Origin of the sequence: Chroococcidiopsis cubana SAG 39.79 (genome assembly GCF_003991895.1) — a bacterium.
GTDB lineage: Bacteria > Cyanobacteriota > Cyanobacteriia > Cyanobacteriales > Chroococcidiopsidaceae > Chroococcidiopsis > Chroococcidiopsis thermalis.
This window is the reverse complement of sequence record NZ_RSCK01000001.1, coordinates 1-22,649: the sequence shown is the minus strand read 5'-3', so window position 1 is coordinate 22,649 and position 22,649 is coordinate 1. Positions and strand designations below refer to the sequence as shown.

The following is a 22,649-nucleotide window of genomic DNA, read 5'->3' as shown; positions in this document are numbered from 1 at the left end:
GGACGCAGCGAAGAAATGAGGCAAAAAGTTAAGATGAACGAAGCTCAAGCAATCCTCAAAGCATTGGAGTTAAGTCAACAAAATGGCGAGACAGTATTCCTAGCTACCCTGGTCAAAGCTCAAGGCTCTACCTATCGCCGACCTGGTGCGCGAATGTTGATGACCTCTAAGGGTCGGATGGTAGGAACAATTAGCGGCGGCTGTCTGGAAAACGATGTTTTCGAGCGTACCCAACAAGTGATGCATTCAGGTAAGCCCATTGTTGTCAAGTATGATACAAGTTCGCAAGAGGATATTATTTGGGGACTTGGGCTAGGTTGTAATGGTATGGTGCAAGTACTGATCGAACGTGTCGAGCTTGATAATGAACTTAGCCCATTTGCATTTCTGAGTCAGTGTCTTCAATACAAGCAGCAAGTTGTTGTCGCTACTGTTTTTTATGTGGAGGGAAAAGTAAGGGTGGAGGTCGGCGATCGCTGCGTGTTACGCGGTCGCAATAAGATTGCTAATATTGAAGATCTACACCTATCTCAAGCTATCCTGACCGACGCACGCTCTGCCCAATGCGATCGTCAGTCCTGTACAAAAACCTACAAATTATCAACAGGTCGCGCGGAAGTATTCATAGAAGTTATTCAACCACCGACATCGCTAGTTATTTTTGGCGCAGGTCATGACGCTGTACCTGTAGCGCATTTTGCTAAAGCATTAGGCTGGGATGTGACTGTTGTAGATAGCCGCGCAAATACTGCAACTCATCAACGTTTTCCCTTTGTGGACAACATCATTCTGACTCGTCCAGAAACCGCACAGCAACAGCTTTGTGTCAACGAACGTACTGTTGCTGTTGTGATGACACATAACTACCTGCACGATCTAGAACTGCTAAAAATGCTTCTTGAGTCAGCTGTGAGCTACATAGGTGTTTTAGGTTCAAAGCAGCGCAGCGAAAAACTACTTCAGGATTTACATGCACGATCGATCGGTTATACCCAAGCACAACTACAACGATTGTATGCTCCGGTAGGGATTGATATTGGGGCAGATACACCCCAAGAAATCGCCATCGCAATCGTCGCAGAAATTCAAGCAGTCCTGGCTAATCGTCAAGGTGGATTATTGCGCGATCGCGCTTCATCGATTCATCCCAGATACGACGACCGTATAACTATTGTATCCGAGCGACACTATGTCAGCATCTAAACCAACTGTAGCTGCGATCGTTCTCGCAGCGGGTGCATCTACTCGAATGGGTAGACCCAAACAACTTTTGCCATATCGAGGCCGCAGCTTGCTTCGGCATATTGCAATCGAGGCGATCGCTTCCCAATGCTATCCCATTATAGTTGTGTTGGGAGCCTATGCTGAGCAAATCAAACCTGAAGTCAATAACCTTGACTTGCAAGTCGTTGAAAACCAACAATGGGCAGAAGGAATAGGAACTTCAATCCGTGCTGGTATTGCCAAGTTAACTGCTACCAGCCAAACCATACAAGCAACGATTGTTATCCTTTGCGATCAACCCTTGGTTTCCTCCCAACAGCTCGATCGACTTGTAAAAGCGTACTATTCTACCCATAGTGCGATCGTTGCTTCAGAATACGCAGAAACTTTGGGTGTGCCGGCCCTTTTTAGTCGTGAATTGTTTGCCGAATTGATGATGCTCGATGTAGTAACGGGAGCCAAGCGGGTAATTGGGCAGCACATTCAGGAAGTCTATCCAGTTTCTTTTCCAGCAGGAGCGATCGATCTAGACACCCCAACCGATTACGAGCAGTTTGAGAAAATGCTTAACAGTCATGTAGATGGGTTACTAGAAAAGCACTCTAATTGGTCGTGCATCAGGAAAGCATGGGATTGATATTAAGGAGACACAGATATGAGCAAAGCACCGATCGAGCAAGCTGGAGCCAATAGTTTCTTCAGACTTCATCGCCGCGAGTTGCTCCTAGCAGGACTGGCTACGGCTGCTACGGTGATGTTCCCTCGCGTCGGCGTTAGTGCTCCAGCCACCCAACCGATTGTAAGCGAGCGCCGCAAGCTGGGTTCACTGGAAGTCTCGGCGATTGGGTTGGACTGTATGAGTATGAACAGTGGTAACTACAATCCGCCCAAGGACAAGCGCGAGATAATTCGGCTGATTCATGCAGCCGTGAATCGAGGCGTGGACTTTTTCGATACGGCGGAAGCCTATGGTCCGTTCATCAACGAAGAACTGGTCGGTGAAGCCCTCTCGCCGATCCGGAACAAGGTTGTGATTGCAACCAAATTCGGCTTTGATATTAATCCCACGACGGGACGGCGCACAGGAGGCTTGAATAGCCGCCCAGATCGCATCAGAGCAGTTGTGGAGGCATCCCTCAGTCGTCTCAAGGTAGAGGCGATCGACCTATTATACCAGCACCGCGTAGACCCGACCGTGCCGATCGAAGATGTAGCAGGAGCGGTAAAGGAACTGATTGAGTCAGGGAAGGTGAAGCACTTTGGACTTTCGCCAAGCAGGCGTGCAAACGATCCATCGCGCAGATGCCATTCAGCCTGTGACGGCACTTCAGAGCGAATACTCGCGCTCGGTGGAGAAAGCCTGAACAGGAAGTAATACCGACTCTGGAGGAACTCGGAATCGGCTTTGTCCCGTACAGTCCACTGAGCAAGGGCTTTCTCACGGGCAAAATCGACGAAGACGCCACCTTCGACAGTTCCGACTTCCGCAGCACCCTGCCGCACTTCACGCCCCCAGCGCTCAAGGCGAATCAGGCTCTGATTAATCTGCTCGGTAGCATCGCCTAACAGAAGCAGGCAACCCTTGCTCAGATTGCACTTGCCTGGCTGCTGTCTCAAAAGCTCTGGATTGTTTCAATCCCAGGCACTACGAAGCTACATCGCCTGGAGGAAAACATCGGGGCAGTCTCGGTCGAACTCACGCCCGACAATCTGCATGGCATTGATGAAGTCGCTTCCAAGATCGCGGTACAAGGGGCACGGTACCCCGAAAAGCTGGAGCAAATGACTGGTCAAACACGCCCCAAACGGTAAGCTTATCCAGCAGCAGCAGACATTTGCTCGGCTGCTGGGCATTCTAGGCAACCGCAAGAAATTGCCTCAACCTACCTCTATCTGGGAGCAGATGACAGTAGTTTTACCAGCGGTAGCCTCGTTGAAGTCACGGGTGGATGGATTGGCTGGTGAAGATAAGAGTGTTAAAAAGCGCTGGAAGCAGCTGTACCCGTTTTTTAAGCATTGTTCGCCGCTCGCCGCAAGGGTGTAGCCAATGGCGATCGGTACTAACAGCATTACGATCTCATCATTTCATAACTTGAAGCGTCTAGGGAGCAATTCGCGTGGAGCCATGAAACAGTGGTACTCAGCATTTGAGTTAGCTGGGTTGTCAGGACTACCATCCTTGCCCAACAATGTTACAAGAAAAGCCAAAGCTGAGCAATGGCAGTCTCGGCAACGAATGGATCGCGGCGGTGGCAAAGAGTACGCTTACGGCAGTCTTCCGAAGCAAACTCAGGAAGCACTAATCGAGAAAACCGCTCATACTGCAATGATGATTCCTTTAACCGTGAATCAAACGTTGCCACGACAAGTCCAGTCTAAAGTCAAAACGACGAGCGAGCAACGCACGGATGCTTGGCTGGCAATTCTCAGAGCCTACGAAGCTTGGTGCGATTTCAATACCTTCAAAACGGTACTTGAGCGAGATACAGCATTCGTTCAAACCTACAACAATCAACAGTTGGCATTGCCCAACTGGGTTTATGCTTATCTTCCCCATCTTTCTCGGAGTCAGCTAAAAGCAAAGCAGAAGCTTCGTCGCGAAGCAGAGAAAATTACAGCTCTCGGCGGAAAGTACGGTCATCGTCGTGGAACTGGAAGAATTGACTCAGATCCAAATTTGCAAATAGCGATCGAAGCCTGTCTTGCTGCGGGCGGCAAGCATTGGGGCGCAAGCCAAATCTACGACATTTTGCAGCTTGAATTTGGCTTAGATCCAGAGAATTGCTCCCTCGGACAATTACGTGAGTGGCTGAGACGATTTCGCTCCACTCATCCGCAAAAGTGGGCATTGTACATGAGTCCCGATCGCGCAAAAGGATTGGTGAGTCCGGCGTTTGGATCGCGATCGCAAAACGTATTCCGACCCAACCAGGTGTGGGAGATCGACACAATGCGCGTGGCTGTCGAGTGCCAATCCGAACTAGCAGGCACAATTCGACTCGAGCGCGTGTTTGCGCTCGCTTGCATTGATGTCTTCACTCGACGAGTGATTCTGCAAGTATCAAAACACACCCATGCTGAAGCCGTTTGTTTAACAATCGCGGCTGCCATTCTGAAGTGGGGCGTTCCTGAACAAATTCGCACGGATCGTGGCAAAGAATATCTCAGTCGTCGCGTTCAACGCTTTCTTGCGAATTTGGGTGTCGATACCGAGGATTTACGCTGCTTACCCGGACATCCCGAACAAAAGCCGTTTGTCGAACGCTTCAATCGCACGTTTCAACATCGCGATCTGGTCAAAAACCCGTTCTTTGTCGGTCATGGCGTGGGAGATAGTCAATCCCTCCGAAAGTCCCCCAGTCGCGATCGCCGTTGTATTGAACTCGCGATGTCGATCGAATCGTTTCAGCGATGGTGTGACTTGTGGTGTGTGGAATATGAGCAGCGTCCACATGGGCGAGCCGGAATCGGACTCGAAGGTAAATCCCCACTGGAAGTGTTGGCAGAAGCAGCAAATGGAGGCTGGAGCAAACGAACGATTCAAAATCCGCGTGAGTTAGATTTTCTCATGATGGCAGCACCGAACAAGCAGGGAACGCGAAAAGTGGGGCGACAAGGCATTTCGGTTGGAGGTCGGCTCTATGTTGCCGCAAAACTATCAACCTGGATTGGTAAATACGTCTATGTTTGCTTCGATCCAAACGAGCCTCGCACTGTCTATGTCTACAACAGTGCCGAGTTAACTGAATTTATCTGCCAAGCTGTGTGGCGACAAGCAGAAGATGTCGATCTCGCGGCGATCGCAAATCAAGCCAGACATCTGTATGAAGTCCTGCTGCGCTCCGTGAACCAAATTCACAAACGAGGAAAAGCCTTGCTGCACAAATTAGCAAGCGATCCGTATCTACCGATTGGTCAGACAGCTCAATCGCTCTTGCAAACCATTCAATTCCAAATTCACGATTATCCTGCAATTCAAGCCATAACCGAGGCAATCGCGGCGGCTGATTGCTCTTCAGAAGATCGCCCCCTGGCAATCGACCTCGAAACCTATCATCACGAGCTACAGCGCTTGGAGGCAGAATTTGAAAAACAAGCTGTTCAGCAAGAGCAACAGAGAGCGCGCCAGCAACAACTGGAAGAGTTAGTCGCTCGTTGGCAACAACAGCAAATTCTTCCTGCCTTGGAACCGAGTGAGTTGGAGAAATTAATCCAGCATTTGTCCTTACCCGAAGGACAAGGCTTTCTCACGGCTGTGACGACTTCGCCATCAGAAGAACAGCGATTTCGGGATTGGCTCACAGGTGGGGCGATCGCGCCCGTTGCGATAGTGGATTGCCGCCCTCTGTTAGAAACTGCTCTTGCCCAATGGCGGACTCAACAGGAGATGTCGTGGGAAGACAAACAAAGCCTCCTGCACTACATTGGAGAACCTGAAGGATTAGGAGTGCTCAAAGCGTATACCAACGCTTCAGAAGAGCAGCACTTTCAAACCTGGTTAGAGCAGGGACAACGATCGTCATGCGTCTCGAATTAATTCACAACAACATTTAAAAATCAGAACCATGCGATATAAAATTGTCACTACGAAGAATATTGTCAGTCTATCGAGCGGCTTTCAAGAATCCCAAAGACGCGAACCAGGGATTCCCAGGATGGGCTTGATTTATGCTCCAACTGGCTTTGGTAAAACCACCGCAGCAGCTTGGCTGGTGAATCGGGAAAACGGCATTTACGTGCGGGCAGTCTCATTATGGTCGCCCACCACAATGCTGATGGCGATTCTAGCAGAATTATCCATCGCACCCCCTCGCTTTCCAGCCCAAATGTTGCAGGCGATTGTCGCTCAAATGAAGCTGAGCCAGCGCCCGTTGTTTATTGATGAAGCCGATTATTTGTTGCACAATCCGCGCATGGTCGATGCAGCACGCGACATTCACGATCGAGCCGAACTTCCCGTGTGGCTGATTGGTTCGCAGAAACTGGAAAAACAGATTGCTCAGCGCAAAATTGTCGCAGGACGGATCTCCCAGTGGGTTAAATTTTCGCCCTGTGACTTGGAAGACACCCAACGGTTAGCCAAGGAATTGTGTTTAGTCGAGGTGCAAGTTGACCTGCTCGAACGATTGCACCAAGCTGCTAAAGGTAGTATTCGCTCGATCGCAGTCGGACTCAGCCGCATCGAAGCATTTGCCAAAGTGCAGCAGTGGAACGAGATCGATGCCAAACAGTGGGCGGATCGCCCATTCTTTTTCACGTGGCAAGTAGACTATCAGGAGGAGTAAGGCAACCCGATTCGCTTACATCTTCGCGCTAATTGCTCACACGCAACTGTTGCGCTCTGCAATCGAGGTTTTGGGTTGCGGTTAAATCAGCGATCGGTTTTACAGTGACCAGTGACCACTTTTTCAAATGGGGATTTCAACCCCACATGAATTGCTCCACCTGTAAGAAGTGGGGGACTCTAACTCTCAATAGAAAAAAGTTTTTTTGCTGGTCACTGGTCATTGTTTGTTGAGCGGCTCAACTACACAAACTTGACGATCGCAAATGAATATTAAACGTCGAGAGCCTGCCTGCCAAGCTCTGGTGGGCGTGTTCTTCTGCACGCAGTTACCAAGTGAAATTCCGGCTTGGATCGAGATTGAAGCTCGCGTGGCTGAACCGGGCTACTACGGTCAATTCGATTGGCAGAATGAGCACATTCAAGGGTTACTGGCTCAATCCGTCGATTTTATCGAAGTTCTACTCACCTATCTTTCATCTTTAGGTTTTGAAGGAGTTGGCGCTGTGGAATGGAGAACAATCGATATCTGAGGTTTATTCAAGCACGCTAGAGGTTATAATCATGATCGCGGCGATCGCTGCAACTTTCGAGCAGCCCGAAGAGTTTTATCAACAACCTTGTTGGCTTGATGTGTGGCTTGCAACTTATGATGGCAACCAACTCGCCTTTTGGAGCCGCCTAAATGAAATCGAAGCTACCCTATTGCTCTCTCACTTGGAAAGTGCAGGATTCCTGCGTCGCCTTGGCAATTCCTCCCCAGTTGAAAGCGAGAGTCGCACTCCGGCTCGATTTCAAGTAGATCCTACCTACTATTCAGAGCTGAAATTCTACCGCCTCAACTCTAAACCGCTAGTGCCAGGGGTTAAGAAGGCTAAACCCGTTCGACATACCTTCCGCTTTCGGACTGCACTCCAGCGTATCTGGACGAGTATGAGGATTTTGCAAACGTTTAGTATCGGTCAACTACAAGCCTGCTCGAATGCGAGCAATGAGGTGGTGCGAACCGTGGTGGCTCAGCTTTATCAGCTCAACTATGTCCAACTGAAGCATTATTGCCATCCGTTTTTTGCAGGCAATGAAGATATCTATCAACTCATCCGCGATACTGGAGCCAAAGCACCTTTCTTATGCACGGATGGAATCCTCTATGATTCTAATACTCATTGTATTCATCAAATTGAAGGGAAAGCAAAACGCCCAAGCAAGACATAGACTTGCAGAAGTTTTTACGTTCAGGACAGTAGAATGCCCAGCTTAATATCAGTGAGTCTTGGCAGCAGGGTTTATTTCTGCGCTAGAGGTATTGCATTGAACCAGATAGAGAAAGATAGAGTTATGGATAGTCTTGGAAACGGACAGATAGAGTTAGCGATAGGGTTAAGTCACGTTTGTTAGATTTATTTAGTTGAGTTACACCTAGAAACGCTGCCTCTGTTTAGGAAATCGGCAATAAGAGAAGCGATCGTGCTTCTGCAAAACAATTTCAGATCGAACGAAATGTCAGGCATTTCCAGCCGCTTGATTCGAGTGGGTTGCAAAATGATAAATTTGCCAAAAGCACCATCAGTTCGAGATTGCAGCGATTAAAGGCTAAGTGCCACAAGCTTGATCGAAGATAGGGATTGATATAGATTCGGATCTCAATTTAAATCGATCCCTACAGACTGAGCCGGAAGACGCGGAGCTGGCTTCGCTGTGGCAAGAAGTGGAAGCAGCGATTGTCGATCTCGATTGCTCTATACAGTTGCAGGTGGCAGGCGAGGCAATTGTACAAATTACCAATGTGTTTGAAGCGCGATCGCAATTGACGTTTGAGGAAATCCAAGCAACGACGAGCCATGATGGACCAGTCATGCCCCAAGATGCTTTCGATTGCTACGTGCGGCAAACAATGCAAGTTGATTTCGAGCAATTCATCGAGCCTTTACCAAGTCTGCCCAGAAAAACACCCGATCGTCAGCCCAACCAGTTTCCCGATGACGGTTGCTCGGTTGTAGCTGTCTTGGACAAGGAAACACTGCTACAAGCTTTAGAAGAAGAAACTGATTCTGACTTGGATAGCGATGCAATGAAGCAAAAGCTGCTTGACATTGCCCATGCAGAAGATATAGAGGTTTGGGTACGGGCGATCGCCAATTATTTTGAGAACAGAAAGGCAGAGTGCTTGGCGCTAGCCCAGTTGGTACGAGAAGTGCAGGATCTAGTTGCGCCAGAGAATGAGGTTAAAGGTTCGTCGCCACTAGTTAATATTTGGTTAGCCTTATTGTTGGGAGGATTTCAACTAGAACAGCGCCTGGGATTTTATGACTTTGAAGGCATCTGGGTCTGGTTAAAGCAGTAACTATGAAAAAATTTAGCTTTATGGACGGAGTTTTTGTGAACCGCAGCTTTCCGATTGAAAGAAGGTAATATCGGTCTGCAAGCACAGACTGATATTACATATGACAGGGTTACTAATGTTGCAATAGCTGTAAATACTCTGGCTTGAAGTGACGGAATGTCAAATTGTAGCGTTCAGTTGAGATCTGTTCGGCACTATGGATGAGTTTAGTATTGATAGATACGACTATGCCATCAGTAAGCTTGTACTCTTGCCAACTGCTATCGTCGTTACGCCGCAATTGCTCTCTATAGATAGCTTCGCCAAGATTGATGAGTATGGCATGTCCTTGAAAGTGGGTGTGGTCGCGGTGATTTGAGATCGTGGTAGACGTGCCACTGTGGCGATCGCCACTGCATACAAGTTCGCTGTGCCATCCAGGTAAGAGTCTGTCGCCGAGCTTGACGATCCGTCTTTTTGGTTCATCAGTGCGAAATACTTTTTCTGCGTCACCGCTACGTAGATTGCTGCCTGCTCGATACCATTTTTCCAGCCGGTGGAGTGCATAAGTAGATTTCACTTCATGCTTGAGGAGTTGTAGTTCGCACCAAGCATACAAGTCATCCAAGCCAGTATTAATTCTGCCAATAACTTTTAGAGACATCGTGATGAAGACTGATATTTGTCAAATATGCGTGCGCTAGCACTGTCCCTATTTGTCGTTTGGCTCGTGTTAAGGAAGTGCGACCAGATTGAAAATGGAGATGATATTGAAATTGGAGATGATTTTGCACTACAGCATAAAAATAACTACTTGCCTGACATTTTCTTCCAGTCAGGAGCGGTTTTAGTACAAGCCATGCATAAACTCAACATTTGCTTGGGTCCAACAGCCATCACTTGCTGTTGACTCAAACCAAAATAGTAGTCCATCCAAAAAGGTGCGATCGCCCTCGTCATTGCTACTTTGGCAGTGAAGGATGTACTGCTTTTCCTGGGACGTAAAATCGCGCGGTTCTTCGCCACAGGCTGAATCAATGGCTTGATAAATGGATTTTTCGTTCATGAGTAAGTTGCGATCAATATATGAGTAAGTTGCGACCAATCGACGCTTTTATAGCTGTTGCAAAGCAATTTTTTAGATTTTTCCGGATTGGATTTGCAAATGTAGACCTTACAATTACCGCAACAATTCAATATCCTGCTGCATTTGCAGTAGTATTTCTGCGGTTAGAGGTAAGGGGTGTTGCTCTGCGTAAAAAGCCAAAGCAGTATCGGCAATTTGTTGTAAGTCGTCAGCAGTTTTATCTAGCATGACGGCGGCTCTCCACCATTTCCATAAATCGGCTCCAATCTCTCGCCACTGACAAAAGTCTCGCTCCATAGATGCTTTAGCCTCTTTTGACAGAGGCTGACCGCTTTCTACCTCAGCCGCCACAATTTTTACTCTTTGGACGTACTTGTTTGACTTGCCTATCGCCTGCGCGATCCGCCACCACTCGGAAGTCTTGCACCATCGTTCTAACTGAGTTGCTGTCACTGTTGCTTGGAGGAATTCGTTCCAATCCTTACCAAGGTTTGGCGCGGCACGGATAATATTGCCTTTACCTAGAGCCTTGACGACATTCCACGCCTGTTTCTCTCCCGCTCTATCGGCATCCTGGGCTAGAATAATTTGCCCTCCCCGTGCGAGACAATCGCGCAGTAATTCGAGTGGCAGCGTACCAGTGCCGTCAGTAGCGATGTAGAGAGTGGTTAAGTGCTTGTATTTAGTCAAGGTAGCCACCGACATTGCATCGATGGCTGACTCGGCAAGGGCGATCCGCTGTACTTCCCCTTTCCCCTGCACGAAGAAAAACCAACCTATATCTTTTCTAGAGCCTTCCGCCAGTCCTTTGAATTTACCCCGCACGTCTCTGAGCGAGGCTCCTTTAACTTCGCCGTGCAAGTCTTGCCTGGTAAATACAGCATTGGTCAATTTTTTGCCATTTTTCCCTTGCTGTTGCAGGCTTTTGAGTACGGCTGGCGCAATGCCACTGGCGTAAATTTTTCCTTCTCGATGGAGTGCCTCTACTAGCTCCAGAGGTAAAGCTCGTTGTGACACCAGATAGAACTGAACTTCCATCCACTTGCTTTCATCCGGTGTGGGGACGACGAACGAACGACTTGTTCGCTCTTTTCTCGTGCTGGCTATCGGTTTACGCCGTTGTCTAGTAGCAGCAGAACTGCATGAGGAGACGCAGTAAAATGGACGCGATAATCCGAACTGGACTGCCAACCAATCCCTCGCTGCTCGTCGGTCTATTCCTAGAACGTGCATCGCCAAGCTCGTAGCATTTTTCCCGCCCACGCCTGCATTCCAGTCGTACCAGCCTTTACCTGCTGTCAGGGAAATGTTTCCCAATTGCTCGTTACACCACTTGCCTTTCTCTCCTTTCTTAGGTGCCATGCCCAATCGGGTCGCCACGTCTTCTAAAGGCAGTGCCAGGATTTGCTGCGTTAGCAATTCTCGTTCTCTTTGCCTTTCTCTAAAGTGGTCGAGGGCAGCTCGATTGAAGGCGACAGTTGGTTTTGTTGTTGGCTGCGGCAGAAGTTGTTTCTTAACAGCGTCGGGTTGGCTAGGCGTAACTGATTCAGGCATAGTTAGTGTGTTGTCGCATTCGGGCGATATTTTCACTCGCTCGAACCTGGAGCGTTAGTGCGTGGAATAGTTGGAATACTTGTGCTAAATGCTGATGTTTTCTGTTTTTCTGTATTGCAGCTTTGTTGCCGACAGAAGCCGCAAACGGCATCTGACAAGCTAGATACAATTGCTGTGGAAAAGAAAGTTATCCTGGAATGGCGATCGCGCTTTGCAGCAGATGGAAAATAACCCTTCCCAGAAGTAGGCGACTGCTGTTACCCCACCCTACTGCCCTCGAAACTGTGGGCGCAGAGAATCTTCAGTTAAACTCAATTCAAACTGTCAGCGATCGCGATGAACTTGCCAACTTGTCAGAGTTGTGGTTGTAGATTTAGCTATTTCTAAACTTTGGGAAAATTACTATTTTTCTGAGAACACCCTATCTGTAAATATTTATACCAGATTCATTGAGGCGTGGCAATCTCTGAAAACAGTTTTTTAGCTCGGTTGCAGTAGGAAATCGCTAGCGACAAGATTGCTTTTCTAAGATTGCTGTCAAGCAGCTAGCGATCGCTCCTGGCGTATACTTTTTCATCTGAAGGTGGAACAGGGCAGAACGATTGTATTCGAGCTTAGCCTTAACGCTGTGCCAGCCAACCTCTTTCCGCCCTTTCTGCTGCTGCGCTATGCAAGATCGCTTGCATTGTTCCAATACCTCACCCGTTGTAGTGAGGTGGCGAGACCATCAGCAGCTTGTCTGGGTATAGGGAACGACTAACACCGCACTATCAATACATCGATCGTCAACGGATTTTTCCCATGACTGCAATTAATCCGCAAGGTACTAAGACTTTGTTTTCGACTTCGATCGTTTGACCAAGATGGGTCTGGGTTTGCGCTTTTTCAACTTGCTCGCGTCTTGAAGCTGGTGTGGTGGACGACAAGTTTCGCAATAAAGCGGTCTGGGACCATAAGATTCTCTTTCTGTAGGCTGTTGGCACTGCTGGCAGATCAACTTGAATAGGCGAGTGTGAATTGTCCGCTCGTGGGCGCGGACAGTGTATTCTCTCACGAAAACCTGTTTAGATGGCATGGAATAGGAAAGTCTGGTTGCTGTGTAAACGCTATGATAACGAAAGAATTGACACTCCCACGACTGCACTCACTGCGCTGCCGCTTCGTTCGTAAAAGTCGTGGGATTCTCTTGTCTAGCCCGGCTAGAGGTACAATCGAATAGAGACAGTTGCACGTACTCTACTCTCCCTTCAGCCGTATTCATAGAGTTGCAGTTACCCGTTTCTGGTTGGCTGGCAATATTAATACAAGGAAGGCTTGAAAAAGTGGCGGAACCTTCAGACCCCGCCGACAATTCACAACTAGGCACAGATCCTTCAAATAAGGTTCCGCCACTTTTTGCTTCGCCAAATCGTATACTGCGGGGATTGTCAAAAGCCCCGTTCTCTAAAACCTGTGGTTCTAGAGAACAAGTTCTACCGTCCCACATAGCGATATTTCTGGCTGCGTTCCAATCAGAATTGCAGCGAACGCCTGTGGGAGCGTAGAACCAATGTCCATCACGTCTACCCAACCTCCCATCATAGGAGCTGGTTTTTGACGTGTAGGCAGCAGGTCGAATATGTACTTCTCGTCCAACTTGGGCGAGTTTGTAGGCGATTTTCAGTTCCAGGTCGTAGTACGCCCAGGCATGGCGACTATCACCCGCGTCACTACGAGATTTTTTGGTCTGTCTCATTGTCTGCCGACAACCAGACAAATCCTCTAACACCACATCGGCATCGTGCTTAATTGCAAATTCGACAATGCGACGACTGATGGTATGGTTAACTTCAGACATCCATCTTGTCTCAGACCTTCGCAACTTCTTCACGGCACGATACTTACCTGCCTTCTGTAGCTGATGCCTGAGACGCTGGAATTTACGACGGCGATGCTTGACTTCTCTGCCTCGAAAGAAGAGAGATTTGCCCTGTGGCGTAGCAGCTACAGCGATTTGATTTTGTCCCCTATCTACTCCTACTCGATTAGTAGACTGTACTTCAGTAACGCACTGAATTACTGATAAACAGGCATACCACTTATCCCGATGTTTAATTAGTTTTAGCGTGCCACGTTGGATGCCTCCTGCTAGCAGCTTTTCTAGTATCGGTTGCCAATGGTTGCCTACCACCTCTAAGGGAACTCGCTTTGTCCCCTGAATCGTAGGGAAACTAACCGAATAAGTCTCGCCACACTTATGCAACTTCCAGTTTTGGTTATTCACCTCTGGGGGCAGCACTTTGTAGTTTTTGGTTTTAGATCCCGCCAAGCCTTTAACCTGTCGAATTACCTGATTGGCAAGAGCTGACCGCAATGGCGTTACCACCTTAGCTGTGGTCAGTTTTTGCCGTTCCTCGATCTTCAACTTGAGCAACTCGTTGGCAAGAGCAGTACACTCCGCCGTCATCTGCTCGAATAGTTGAGCTTTAGCGTGATTCAAGTTCAAAAACTTAATTTTTAGCGTGGTCGTGACTTGTTTCATGTGGTCTACAATACCATAGCAGTAGACCAAAAATCAATAGCTTTTATGGGGCAAAAGTACAGACACGCTAATACTTCAGTGAGTTTATTGAATTATCACTTTGTCTGGATTGTCCGCAGACGAAGAAAGATTCTATCAGGAGAATTAGACACGAGACTCAAAGAGTTGATTCAAGATATCGCACCACGAATTGAATGCGAGATTTTGGCTGTAGAGACAGACTCTGACCACGTCCACTTGTTTCTTAACTGCCCGCCTACGCTAGCTCCTTCACAAATTATTCAAAGAATTAAAGGTGCTACTTCTCACGCACTTAGAGAAGAATTTCCTTGGCTCAAACAAAAACTTCCTAGTCTTTGGACTCGCAGTTATTTTGTTTCAACGGCTGGTAGTGTTTCTAGCGATACTATAAAAAAATATATCGAGTCGCAGCGATCGCGCTGAATAGTCGCTCTACGCGGCATCGAGCCGCTTGACCGACGCGGCGTAAAGCCCACGCACTTCTAGTCGTGGGCTTTACGCCGCTTTCTGTAATTATTTTGAGGCTAATGCTTCTAATTCTGCTAGAAGCTTCTCTAGTCGCTTCTGCTTTTTGGGGTCTGCCCAAATTTTTGACTTTTTCACCAGGCGGTAGGTCGCATCCATACGATTTTTCAATGATGAAGTTTCGCTGCTAATTGAATTTGCCTGCTCGTCAGCAATACTGGCTACCCGTTCTCTAATTTGATTTAGAGATAAGTCTTCGGCGATCGCTGTCTCTAACAAAGCTTGTCTCTGCTCTTCATCCTTGACTCTAGCAATCGCCTGAGCTTTTGTATAAGCAATCTTTCCTTGGCGTAAAGCCTCTAGAATGTCGCTAGGGAGATTGAGTAAAGGCAAGCGATTAGTCACGAAAGATTCCCAATCCATCAGCCCGATAGCTTCAAATGTAGCTTGGACGATCTGTTTTGGCAGACTACCCATAACGTTATGGGTAACTTTTCCTTTCGCTTCGTTCTGCATTCGGTATAGTAGCTTCGCTACTTCCGGTAGACTTATTTCTAACTTGAGTGCTAGTAGTTGTAAGACTCCCTCTGTCTCTTCTACAGGGTTCAGATCTTCTCGCTGCAAGTTCTCAATTAGAGCTAGTTGCAAAGCAGTTTCGTCACTAAGTTCCCTCACGACGACAGGGACTTCGACTAAGTTGGCTTCTTTAGCAGCATGGTAACGCCGTTCTCCTGCAACTAATTCATACCTCCCTTCAGGGAGAGGGCGCACGAGTAGGGGCTGAAGAATGCCATGCTGTTTGACCGAACTGGTTAACTCTTGTAAAGCTTGAGGATCGAAATAACGGCGTGGTTGCTGTTGCGGCAGACAAATCTCGCTCAACCCAATTTGATGCTGGCCGTCAAAATTTATCTCATCTCGCTCGGCATTGGCTGCGATCTCTGATAAATTCTCTGGGACAAAGTTTAGGATATCTCGGAATTTATCAGCTCGGATATCGGACTGAGTTTTGCCAGTTCTATCCAATCCTGCCATGCTTTTTTACCTCCTTTCATACTATTGATAGGTAGCCCTAGTGCTGCTGCATCTTTGTAGACTTTCAGCAATCTAATGCTATGTTTTATAACAGGAAAATCTTTTTCTTGCAGCACCTTGAGCGCGTCTTCTCCGTCTCTCTGAGGTGGCGGCGGCACCATCGTCAGGAGGATATGGTAATTTGTTCCTTGGGGTAAACTTTGGCTGGTAAGCATCATTGCTTTCATGGCGAGCGAGTCAGGAGTTGTAGGAAGTAGTAGTAAATCGCATCCTTCAACTAGCTCCTGCATTTCCGCTTCGGCAGGTCGGGCAGGCGTGTCGATCACGACGAAATCAAAGTGAGTTTTTGCCATCAGCCTTGTTGCCGTGTTCTCGGTTGCTACCTTAAACGGTAAGTTTCCCGCACTTGCCCAAGCAGTTGCCGAGCGATTTGGATCGGAGTCAATTAGCATAACCTGTCCGTAGTTGGAAAACAAGCAACTCAGACAGACGGCACTAGTCGTTTTTCCCACACCGCCTTTGTAAGAAGTCAGAGTAATAAATTTCGTACTTGGTTGCACAAGAATACTTCTCCTCGTTGTACAGACAAATTTAAACTGCATCAGTTGTGCGGTCAACAAAAAAAACAAGGAACTTCATTTGGGTGAAGTATAACTATCGATTCGTTTCTCGCTTCGAGTGCTATGTTTCTTGTTTCCTTCCTAGTTAAGAAGCATCTAATCATCTAGCCAGTAAGCGTGTTACAAAGCTCAGTTATTATTGCCACAAAAGACGATTGTCTAGGCAGATACGCCAAAAGCGATTTTCAGCCCGAATATTTGCTCGACGAACTCCATACACTTGCTCCAATGGCATGACTTGGGAGCAAACTTCATTTCACATTATGTTGTTTAACAGAAAAAAAGAATTAATGCCAGCACGAAGGCGACACTAATTCTGTATATTTTGTTGAATTGATCGGCGATTAGAATGGTATATTCGTGTCGGTGTCGTCCTCTATCTGAGGAATGCTGCCATTACCGACCGCCGCACTGACTCCTGCAAGTACGGGTTCGGGTGCGTCAGGCGCGGGCGTAGCAGAGATCGTATCCGACTGGCTGGGAATGAAGCTATCGATGACAAGGCAGGGAATCTTTTCTTTGTAGGTGTCTTGGTTAACGATAATGAAATCTACGTAGCCGATAGCTATACCTTGAGCGTTTGTACCTGCTGCACCGACTTGGACAGCACCAGCGCCTCGGCAGCGGTAGTTAATTTGTTCGGTCACGGGACCGTCTTTTGAGTAGGTTTGAATCGACGCGACACCGTTGCAGATTTTCATGCCTTCGGTGTCGTGTTGTTCGTTAATTGTTTCTACAGCGATCGTCAGAGTGGCGATAATCATGAGTTAATTTGGATAGTGTTTGACGTTGGTAATACGGGCGCAAGCCCTTTCCCCAATTTCCACTCTTAAGGAGATTGGGGAAATGGTACAGTTGGAGTTGTTGAAATTAGAACTGGGCGTTGGCGATAGTGGCGAGGTCTGGCGTTGGAATCTCGCCGATCGCCGCACCAGATTCTTGCCGTTCGCGGGGTGAACCTAGCAATTCGAGCAGCTTGACTCTGATGAATGCTTTGCTGCGAGGTGCGCCTGTGTTTTTATCAACCCAATGGTCGAATACCAGTTCGCCCTTGACGGCTAACCCAGTCCCCTTGCGAACGTAGTTAGCAATCACTTCTGCCTGCGCTCCCCAGGCTTCTACGTCAAACCACTGCGGTTCTTCAGCTTTATATGGCGGACGTACAGCCATCGAGACCGATGCCTTGACTGCTCCGCTTTCAAAATAGCGCACATTGGGATCTTGACTAACTCGACCGATGACTGTGACGGAATTTAGATATGTCATATACCCGTGTTGAGATGAATGGTTCCGATCGGGCGTGCGAAGCACTTAATCGCCCAGAATCCCGACTGTATTATTGTTTGAGTCGCTCTGTGCGCGGGCACGGAGAAAACTCAGGTCAGGATTTATCCAAAAGCTTTGTAACATCTGCAACTGGTGGTTTTTTGAGAATAATTTGATAGCGGTCTTTTCCGGCTTTTTTGACTGAAAATACTGCGCCTGCTTGTCGCAGCCTGTTGGATATTTCGTTAAGTGCATCGAAGGATAGTGTAAGTGTATTGTTTGTCGTGGATGAAACGTTCATATTGTTGGCGATCGATAACTTTTCTCGTTCGTGCAACGCGCTTCGAGTTATTGCAATTTCTACCAGTTGCTAGAAATCAGATTAGGCAGTAAAAAATTGACTCAAAATACTGCATCATGCCAATCCTTGACTAGATTGGATACAAACTCACTATCCTCGTCATGTTAGCAAGCAAACAGTAAGGCAGTTAGCACTGGAGCTGGAATAGCCCAGATGCTGCTAGCGTACTCGTAGCATGACTGTGTGCTAGCAGTAGTTGATTAAGGTTGTGAGCAAGTCTGCCGACATCATGCTGCCTGCTCTTGCCGTAATATCTGGGATCGATTTGATACTGGCGTAGAATGTTGCAGGCGCGACAGCAGCATCTGGGAGCGATCGCCTTGGTATCGGTTCTAGCGGCGGGATAGCGAACAAGCCTGCCAGCTTGATTCATCAAGAAGTTACGAGCTATAAATGCTTCTTTGGCGTAGGTGGAGCCGTCGAAACTGACTCCTAGCTGGTGAAAAGCTTTGGCATATCTTGGGCTACAAAGTCCAAAAACGTGAAAGTGAACGTTTGTGTCAATCTGACGTATTGCTTCAATAGTTGCCGCGATCGCAATTAGGCTGCTGTTAAAATCTCTTGCCGCTGCCAGTCCTCCAATCCCAATGGCACGATATCCTATCTCATATAGTTCGCTCGCTCGTTGGATGCGTTCGGCTAGGGTAAGTCCGTGAACGGCTGCCATTGGCACTTGCTCGGGCAACTGCGATACAGCTAGTTTAATAAATTGAATTGCCTGTTCCCAATTAAATTTTCGGCGCTGGTCAATCTGACTGCCAATCAGCAGGCAATCTGGTGCGACGATCGCATCTCCAGGTTTACTCAAACGTGCGTAATGGTAGATACAAAAATGTGCGGTCACGAATCTACCGCGAATTTGAGGAATGTCGAGATTTCGGTAGCCAAACGCGCCGCAATCCCAAATCATTGGCTGGCGGTCGGGCATCACTGTGGGTCGGCTGGTGAGCGATCGCAACCAACCCGTAGGATGCTCGTCGAGCAGTTCCCAAATGGGTATTCTACGCTTGTTTAAGCGTATGTAGTCGCTGTTGCCAACGACAGCATAGAAACCTGGTTTCATATGAATATATCCTGCACTCTTACTGGAGAGAGTGCAGGCACTTTCGTTGTTAGAAAAAAATTAGACCTCTGCCTTCGTGGGTAAGGCAGAGATCCTAGGTGCGTTCTTTAGCGAACGGGTTTAACTTGCGATCGCCTGTGACTTGCTGGGAAATAGTTCTTCCAGCCTCGGTTGCAGAAATGCTTCGACTGCCGCTCGATCCTCAGCATCTGGGCGGCTGTTTCTCCGACCGCTAAACTGCACGATTCGACCTTGACGGTCGATCTCGATGGCATATTTCAGCTCTGCTTCTGCGATAACGCCGAGCAAATAACAGTGCCGTTTAATGGCTTTGTCGGCGTAGCTACCAATACAAATATTCAGAGCGTTTCCCCACTCAATAAGCGTCCGAGCGGTTCTGGGGATGACAAAGACAAGACCGTTGACTGCCATGCCGTCTAATTTTCCCAGCATTTTGATCGGCAGGCGGCGTTTTTCTTCTCGTTCGCTGCGAAAGCGATTGTAGTCGCGTTGTATCCAGTCGTGCAACTGGCAGAGCGTTCGCGGACGCGGGGGCAGTTCGTAGTGGGGCAGCTCCTTTGACATCTGCCAATACATGTTAGCTGCATCTAACAGGTAGCTGCCATTGTACTCTTCTGCTACCGACTCCAGCAACTTCAGCACCCGCTGGGGAGAATATTGTTGCAATAGGTGATGCACCTGTTTGGGATCGATTTCGACTGGCTTGAGTTCTAATAGGGTGTGGATGTAGTCGAGCTGCCACTGCTGGGCGAAGGATACTGCTAGCGCCAACCAGTTACTTTGAACTTGCCACAGACATTTCCTCTCATATTCTACTTGCGCTTCCAGCAGTCGCGCCACGAGTTTGAGCAACTGCCTGCTATCCCTACCAAACCAGATTTTGACAGCATCCTTAAGATTTTCTCGTTTCAATCCCTGCCGCAGTATGGCGGGAATCGGAGGAATGCAATCGTATTGTTGGAGAAATGGTAATACCTCAGCGATAGTTGTTTCGTAGAGATTGCGGCATTTATCGATTTGCAACAGTTCGGCTACGGCTTGCTTCGCCAATGCTATCGGTAGATTCCGAGAGTCAGAACCACCCACACGCGCCGCTTTCGCAAGTCTGTAAATAATGCACTCGATGTCGCTGTAGGTAATATCGCGCACTCCATATCGCTTGCTCCACATATAGACGCGCAACTTGCCCGTTCTCAGGGAAAAGCAGAGCCATTTGGTAGTTTTAAACTCGCCTTTCACTTTTTGGCGCAACCGCAACGTCACTTTATTTTCTGCACGGTCGAGAAACAAGATGCCGTATTTCCCCTGCCATTAAATGCCACCGTTGGCAGCAATTTTGTAAGTCTTGTCCATTGTCGCGCTCCATCGATATTCTCTATGTCGATGCACAGCATTTTTTATCTATGGCGAGCTGCGAACGAACCTGTCAATTGATGCCACTCGTGCAGAAGAATGATTCAGCAGATACGACAAATAATTGCCGTCGTGTCAGTATTTTTTGTCTAAAAGACAGGAACTTCTGCCGCCAGGAAGCTTCGCGAACTTCATGCGGTGGATTTAGCCGGACTGGACTTTGGCATATTGTCAATTCAAAGACAAAGAATTCCTTTAGGTAAATTTAGCGATCGCGTAAGTTTTGAAGTTCCTCTAGCTGTTGGGTTTGTTCCTCAAGTCTTACTGCTAGGCGATGTCTGACGACAAGCCGCTTTGCGTCTACGCAGACTATTTCGCAAAGCTCAAACACGATTGGATCGGAGATTTCGTAAAATACGCTAATTCCCTGCGGACGGCGAACAACCATACCTGCTTGCGTTAGCATCTTGAGCTGTTTGGAAACATTCGCTTGTCCTAGCCCAGTTGCGGCGATAATTTCCGTCACGTTTTTCGCTCCAGACTTAAGACAACACAAAACTTGCAACCGACTAACTTCGGACAAGACTTTGAAAAACTCCGCAACTGGGGTAAGGGCTTGAGGAGAAGGCTTTAGCATACAAACCTAAAAACAACATCTAACTAACGCAGAAACACTACTATATTACCAGTTGGCAATATGGTGAGTATATCAAGACTAATAAGGTAAGCATGGAAAACATCAAACAGATCGATCGCGAGCTATCAGTGGCAGGACAGGTAACACCAGAGCAGTTGCAGCAGGCATCTACCGAGGGTTTCAAGTCCGTGCTGAATTTGCGATCGCCTGACGAGCAAGGTTTTCTTCACAACGAGCAACAACAGGCAGAAGCCACAGGACTGCAATATGCCAATATTCCAGTCAAGCCAAACGAGATGACTGACGAGTTAACTACCCAAGTTTTAGAGCAGATCGATAAATTACCTAAACCTGCTTTGATTCATTGCGCTAGCTCTATGCGGGCGGGTGCAATGGCGTTTATGAACCTGGCAACACGCCAAGGCATGACACCAGAGCAAGTGTTTGAGAAAGCAGGCGAAGTTGGCTTTGACTGTAATGCCAATCCTCAAATGAAGCAGTTTTTAGAGCATTACGTTGCCACACACCAGCAGCAGAAATAAGCCAGGTAGAGTGCGATCGCCTAATTTACGATTGCAGGAGAAAGTAAAATGGCACTAGTTTTTGAACAAATCAACGCCGAGGGATTAGCCCACCTATCCTACATTGTGGGTGACGATAAAGCAGGAGTCGTAGCAGTTATCGATCCCCGCCGCGACGTAGATATTTACATCCAAAGGGCAAGAGAACTCGGTGTGAGAATCGTGCAGATTATCGAAACTCACATTCATGCCGACTTTGTATCCGGTTCTCACGAACTGAAAGCGAGAACGGGTGCGCCGATATCCGGTGGTAAGAGTAGCGATTACCAGTTCGAGATACAACAGCTGAGTGAAGGCGACGAATTAAAACTCGGTAACGTGACCCTACGCGCCTTACATACCCCAGGACATACACCCGAACACGTCTCCTTTTCGATCTCCGATGCCAAGCAGGGTGAAGCACCATTTGGCATTTTTACGGGCGATACCTTATTTAACTTAGATGTTGGGCGACCCGATTTATTGGGTGGAGGGACTGAGAAGAAACTGGCAGCACAACTATATCATTCGTTATTCGACAAACTCGTGCCACTCGGCGATCGCTTGGAAATCTATCCCTCTCACGGTGCGGGGAGTGCCTGTGGCAAATCGATTGGCGATCGCAGACAAAGTACGATCGGTAACGAGCGAATCTTTAGCGAAGCATTCAAAGAACGCAGCGAAGCAGAGTTTGTGGAGTGGATTTTAGGCGGAATGCCAGAACCACCGACGCACTACGCTCGATTAAAGAAAGTCAATGCCAAAGGTGCAAAGGTTTTAGGTGACGTGCCAATTTTACCGCCGCTGTCACCTCAAGAATTCCAGCAGTTGATGCAGGATGAAAACACCGTTGTCATCGATGCCAGATCCATCCTCGCCTTTGGCGGCGGACATATTCCTGGAGCAATTAACATTGCCCTGCGTCCTGAATTTCCAAATTGGGTTGGTTGGACGATCGACCCTGAGAAGAAAATTTTATTGGTGTTGGAAAGCGAACGCGGCGTGACTTTAGCTTCCCAACAGTTATTCAGACTCGGCTATGACAACATTGCTGGCTATCTCCACGATGGCATGACGAGTTGGCAGAACGCAGGTTTACCCCTGAAACACCTGGGCGAATGGACTGTGCATGAGTTGAACCAGCACAAAGACGATCCCAATGTCACGGTGTTAGATGTAGCGAACTGCAAACATCGAGAGATGAAACTGCAAACAAGGCGATTTTGAAACCACATTCTCTGCAAATAAGGGGGG

The 22,649-nt window shown here is 47.9% G+C and carries 25 protein-coding genes and 1 pseudogene; 12 read left to right on the top strand and 14 right to left on the bottom strand.

Going from position 1 to position 22,649, the window contains the following annotated elements; all coding sequences use genetic code 11:
* The first annotated feature begins 15 nt into the window (after positions 1-15).
* The 8 genes and pseudogenes from DSM107010_RS00125 to DSM107010_RS00090 all read left to right on the top strand — a co-directional run bounded on the left by DSM107010_RS00125 (position 16) and on the right by DSM107010_RS00090 (position 8,852).
* Positions 16-1,203 (top strand): XdhC family protein, encoded by a 1,188-nt coding sequence (locus DSM107010_RS00125; protein WP_199755324.1) that lies wholly within the window; start codon positions 16-18, stop codon positions 1,201-1,203.
* Positions 1,190-1,861 (top strand): nucleotidyltransferase family protein, encoded by a 672-nt coding sequence (locus DSM107010_RS00120; protein ID WP_106166347.1) that lies wholly within the window; start codon positions 1,190-1,192, stop codon positions 1,859-1,861. The genes DSM107010_RS00125 and DSM107010_RS00120 overlap by 14 nt, the downstream gene beginning before the upstream one ends.
* 117 nt (positions 1,862-1,978) lie before the next feature.
* Positions 1,979-3,036, top strand: a pseudogene (locus tag DSM107010_RS42770) (aldo/keto reductase).
* Between the two features lie 235 nt (positions 3,037-3,271).
* On the top strand, positions 3,272-5,761 hold the full coding sequence (locus DSM107010_RS00110) for a Mu transposase C-terminal domain-containing protein (protein WP_106166348.1): 2,490 nt from the start codon (positions 3,272-3,274) through the stop codon (positions 5,759-5,761).
* 28 nt (positions 5,762-5,789) lie between these two features.
* Positions 5,790-6,509 (top strand): AAA family ATPase, encoded by a 720-nt coding sequence (locus tag DSM107010_RS00105; RefSeq protein ID WP_106166349.1) that lies wholly within the window; start codon positions 5,790-5,792, stop codon positions 6,507-6,509.
* Between the two features lie 265 nt (positions 6,510-6,774).
* Positions 6,775-7,041 carry a hypothetical protein gene (locus tag DSM107010_RS00100; RefSeq protein WP_106166350.1) on the top strand — a complete coding sequence of 89 codons (267 nt, stop codon included), beginning with the start codon at positions 6,775-6,777 and terminating at the stop codon, positions 7,039-7,041.
* Positions 7,042-7,072: 31 nt separating this feature from the next.
* Complete coding sequence (locus DSM107010_RS00095; protein WP_106166351.1) at positions 7,073-7,723, top strand: hypothetical protein; 651 nt, start codon at positions 7,073-7,075, stop codon at positions 7,721-7,723.
* 493 nt (positions 7,724-8,216) lie between these two features.
* Positions 8,217-8,852, top strand: coding sequence for a hypothetical protein (locus DSM107010_RS00090; protein WP_181246289.1), 636 nt, complete (start codon positions 8,217-8,219; stop codon positions 8,850-8,852).
* A 112-nt stretch (positions 8,853-8,964) separates the two neighbouring features.
* Here DSM107010_RS00090 and DSM107010_RS00085 read toward each other — a convergent pair whose 3' ends face one another.
* The 3 genes from DSM107010_RS00085 to DSM107010_RS00075 form a co-directional block, all read right to left on the bottom strand.
* Positions 8,965-9,495, bottom strand: a complete 531-nt coding sequence (locus DSM107010_RS00085; RefSeq protein ID WP_106166352.1) for a hypothetical protein — start codon at positions 9,493-9,495, stop codon at positions 8,965-8,967.
* Between the two features lie 146 nt (positions 9,496-9,641).
* Positions 9,642-9,857, bottom strand: a complete 216-nt coding sequence (locus DSM107010_RS00080; RefSeq protein ID WP_158631704.1) for a hypothetical protein — start codon at positions 9,855-9,857, stop codon at positions 9,642-9,644.
* 154 nt (positions 9,858-10,011) lie between these two features.
* Positions 10,012-11,472 carry a toprim domain-containing protein gene (locus DSM107010_RS00075; RefSeq protein WP_127022018.1) on the bottom strand — a complete coding sequence of 487 codons (1,461 nt, stop codon included), beginning with the start codon at positions 11,470-11,472 and terminating at the stop codon, positions 10,012-10,014.
* A 57-nt stretch (positions 11,473-11,529) separates the two neighbouring features.
* Here DSM107010_RS00075 and DSM107010_RS38030 point away from each other — a divergent pair, with 57 nt between their 5' ends.
* Positions 11,530-11,703: a hypothetical protein gene (locus tag DSM107010_RS38030; RefSeq protein WP_158631703.1), complete on the top strand. Its 174-nt coding sequence runs from the start codon at positions 11,530-11,532 to the stop codon at positions 11,701-11,703.
* 274 nt (positions 11,704-11,977) lie between these two features.
* Here DSM107010_RS38030 and DSM107010_RS00070 read toward each other — a convergent pair whose 3' ends face one another.
* The 3 genes from DSM107010_RS00070 to DSM107010_RS00060 all read right to left on the bottom strand — a co-directional run bounded on the left by DSM107010_RS00070 (position 11,978) and on the right by DSM107010_RS00060 (position 13,993).
* A complete protein-coding gene (locus tag DSM107010_RS00070; RefSeq protein WP_127022013.1) occupies positions 11,978-12,166 on the bottom strand; it encodes a hypothetical protein in 189 nt (62 codons plus the stop codon).
* A 132-nt stretch (positions 12,167-12,298) separates the two neighbouring features.
* Positions 12,299-12,547 carry a hypothetical protein gene (locus DSM107010_RS00065; RefSeq protein ID WP_106166355.1) on the bottom strand — a complete coding sequence of 83 codons (249 nt, stop codon included), beginning with the start codon at positions 12,545-12,547 and terminating at the stop codon, positions 12,299-12,301.
* Positions 12,548-12,616: 69 nt separating this feature from the next.
* Positions 12,617-13,993 carry an RNA-guided endonuclease TnpB family protein gene (locus tag DSM107010_RS00060; RefSeq protein WP_106166356.1) on the bottom strand — a complete coding sequence of 459 codons (1,377 nt, stop codon included), beginning with the start codon at positions 13,991-13,993 and terminating at the stop codon, positions 12,617-12,619.
* A 45-nt stretch (positions 13,994-14,038) separates the two neighbouring features.
* On the opposite strand from DSM107010_RS00060, the gene tnpA reads away from it, so the two are divergent.
* Entirely contained in the window at positions 14,039-14,437 is a 399-nt protein-coding gene (gene tnpA / locus DSM107010_RS00055; RefSeq protein WP_106166365.1) for an IS200/IS605 family transposase, read from the top strand.
* A gap of 90 nt (positions 14,438-14,527) precedes the next feature.
* Here the strand turns inward: tnpA and DSM107010_RS00050 are convergent, their stop codons facing one another.
* The 8 genes from DSM107010_RS00050 to DSM107010_RS00015 form a co-directional block, all read right to left on the bottom strand.
* Positions 14,528-15,514 carry a ParB/RepB/Spo0J family partition protein gene (locus tag DSM107010_RS00050; RefSeq protein WP_106166357.1) on the bottom strand — a complete coding sequence of 329 codons (987 nt, stop codon included), beginning with the start codon at positions 15,512-15,514 and terminating at the stop codon, positions 14,528-14,530.
* Positions 15,445-16,074, bottom strand: a complete 630-nt coding sequence (locus tag DSM107010_RS00045) for a ParA family protein (RefSeq protein ID WP_158631702.1) — start codon at positions 16,072-16,074, stop codon at positions 15,445-15,447. The genes DSM107010_RS00050 and DSM107010_RS00045 overlap by 70 nt, the downstream gene beginning before the upstream one ends.
* Before the next feature lie 404 nt (positions 16,075-16,478).
* Positions 16,479-16,898, bottom strand: coding sequence for a hypothetical protein (locus tag DSM107010_RS00040; RefSeq protein WP_106166359.1), 420 nt, complete (start codon positions 16,896-16,898; stop codon positions 16,479-16,481).
* 106 nt (positions 16,899-17,004) lie between these two features.
* Complete coding sequence (ssb, locus tag DSM107010_RS00035) at positions 17,005-17,400, bottom strand: single-stranded DNA-binding protein (protein ID WP_106166360.1); 396 nt, start codon at positions 17,398-17,400, stop codon at positions 17,005-17,007.
* Between the two features lie 115 nt (positions 17,401-17,515).
* Positions 17,516-17,701 carry a hypothetical protein gene (locus DSM107010_RS00030; protein WP_106166366.1) on the bottom strand — a complete coding sequence of 62 codons (186 nt, stop codon included), beginning with the start codon at positions 17,699-17,701 and terminating at the stop codon, positions 17,516-17,518.
* 187 nt (positions 17,702-17,888) lie between these two features.
* Positions 17,889-18,824, bottom strand: a complete 936-nt coding sequence (locus DSM107010_RS00025) for a hypothetical protein (RefSeq protein ID WP_106166361.1) — start codon at positions 18,822-18,824, stop codon at positions 17,889-17,891.
* A gap of 120 nt (positions 18,825-18,944) precedes the next feature.
* Entirely contained in the window at positions 18,945-20,135 is a 1,191-nt protein-coding gene (locus DSM107010_RS00020) for a PcfJ domain-containing protein (RefSeq protein WP_106166362.1), read from the bottom strand.
* Between the two features lie 328 nt (positions 20,136-20,463).
* Complete coding sequence (locus DSM107010_RS00015) at positions 20,464-20,835, bottom strand: ArsR/SmtB family transcription factor (RefSeq protein WP_106166363.1); 372 nt, start codon at positions 20,833-20,835, stop codon at positions 20,464-20,466.
* 92 nt (positions 20,836-20,927) lie between these two features.
* On the opposite strand from DSM107010_RS00015, the gene DSM107010_RS00010 reads away from it, so the two are divergent.
* The gene (locus DSM107010_RS00010; protein WP_106166364.1) at positions 20,928-21,377 is read left to right on the top strand and encodes a protein tyrosine phosphatase family protein; all 450 of its coding nucleotides are present in this window, start codon (positions 20,928-20,930) and stop codon (positions 21,375-21,377) included.
* 48 nt (positions 21,378-21,425) lie between these two features.
* Complete coding sequence (locus DSM107010_RS00005; RefSeq protein ID WP_199755322.1) at positions 21,426-22,622, top strand: MBL fold metallo-hydrolase; 1,197 nt, start codon at positions 21,426-21,428, stop codon at positions 22,620-22,622.
* Positions 22,623-22,649 lie beyond the last annotated feature (27 nt).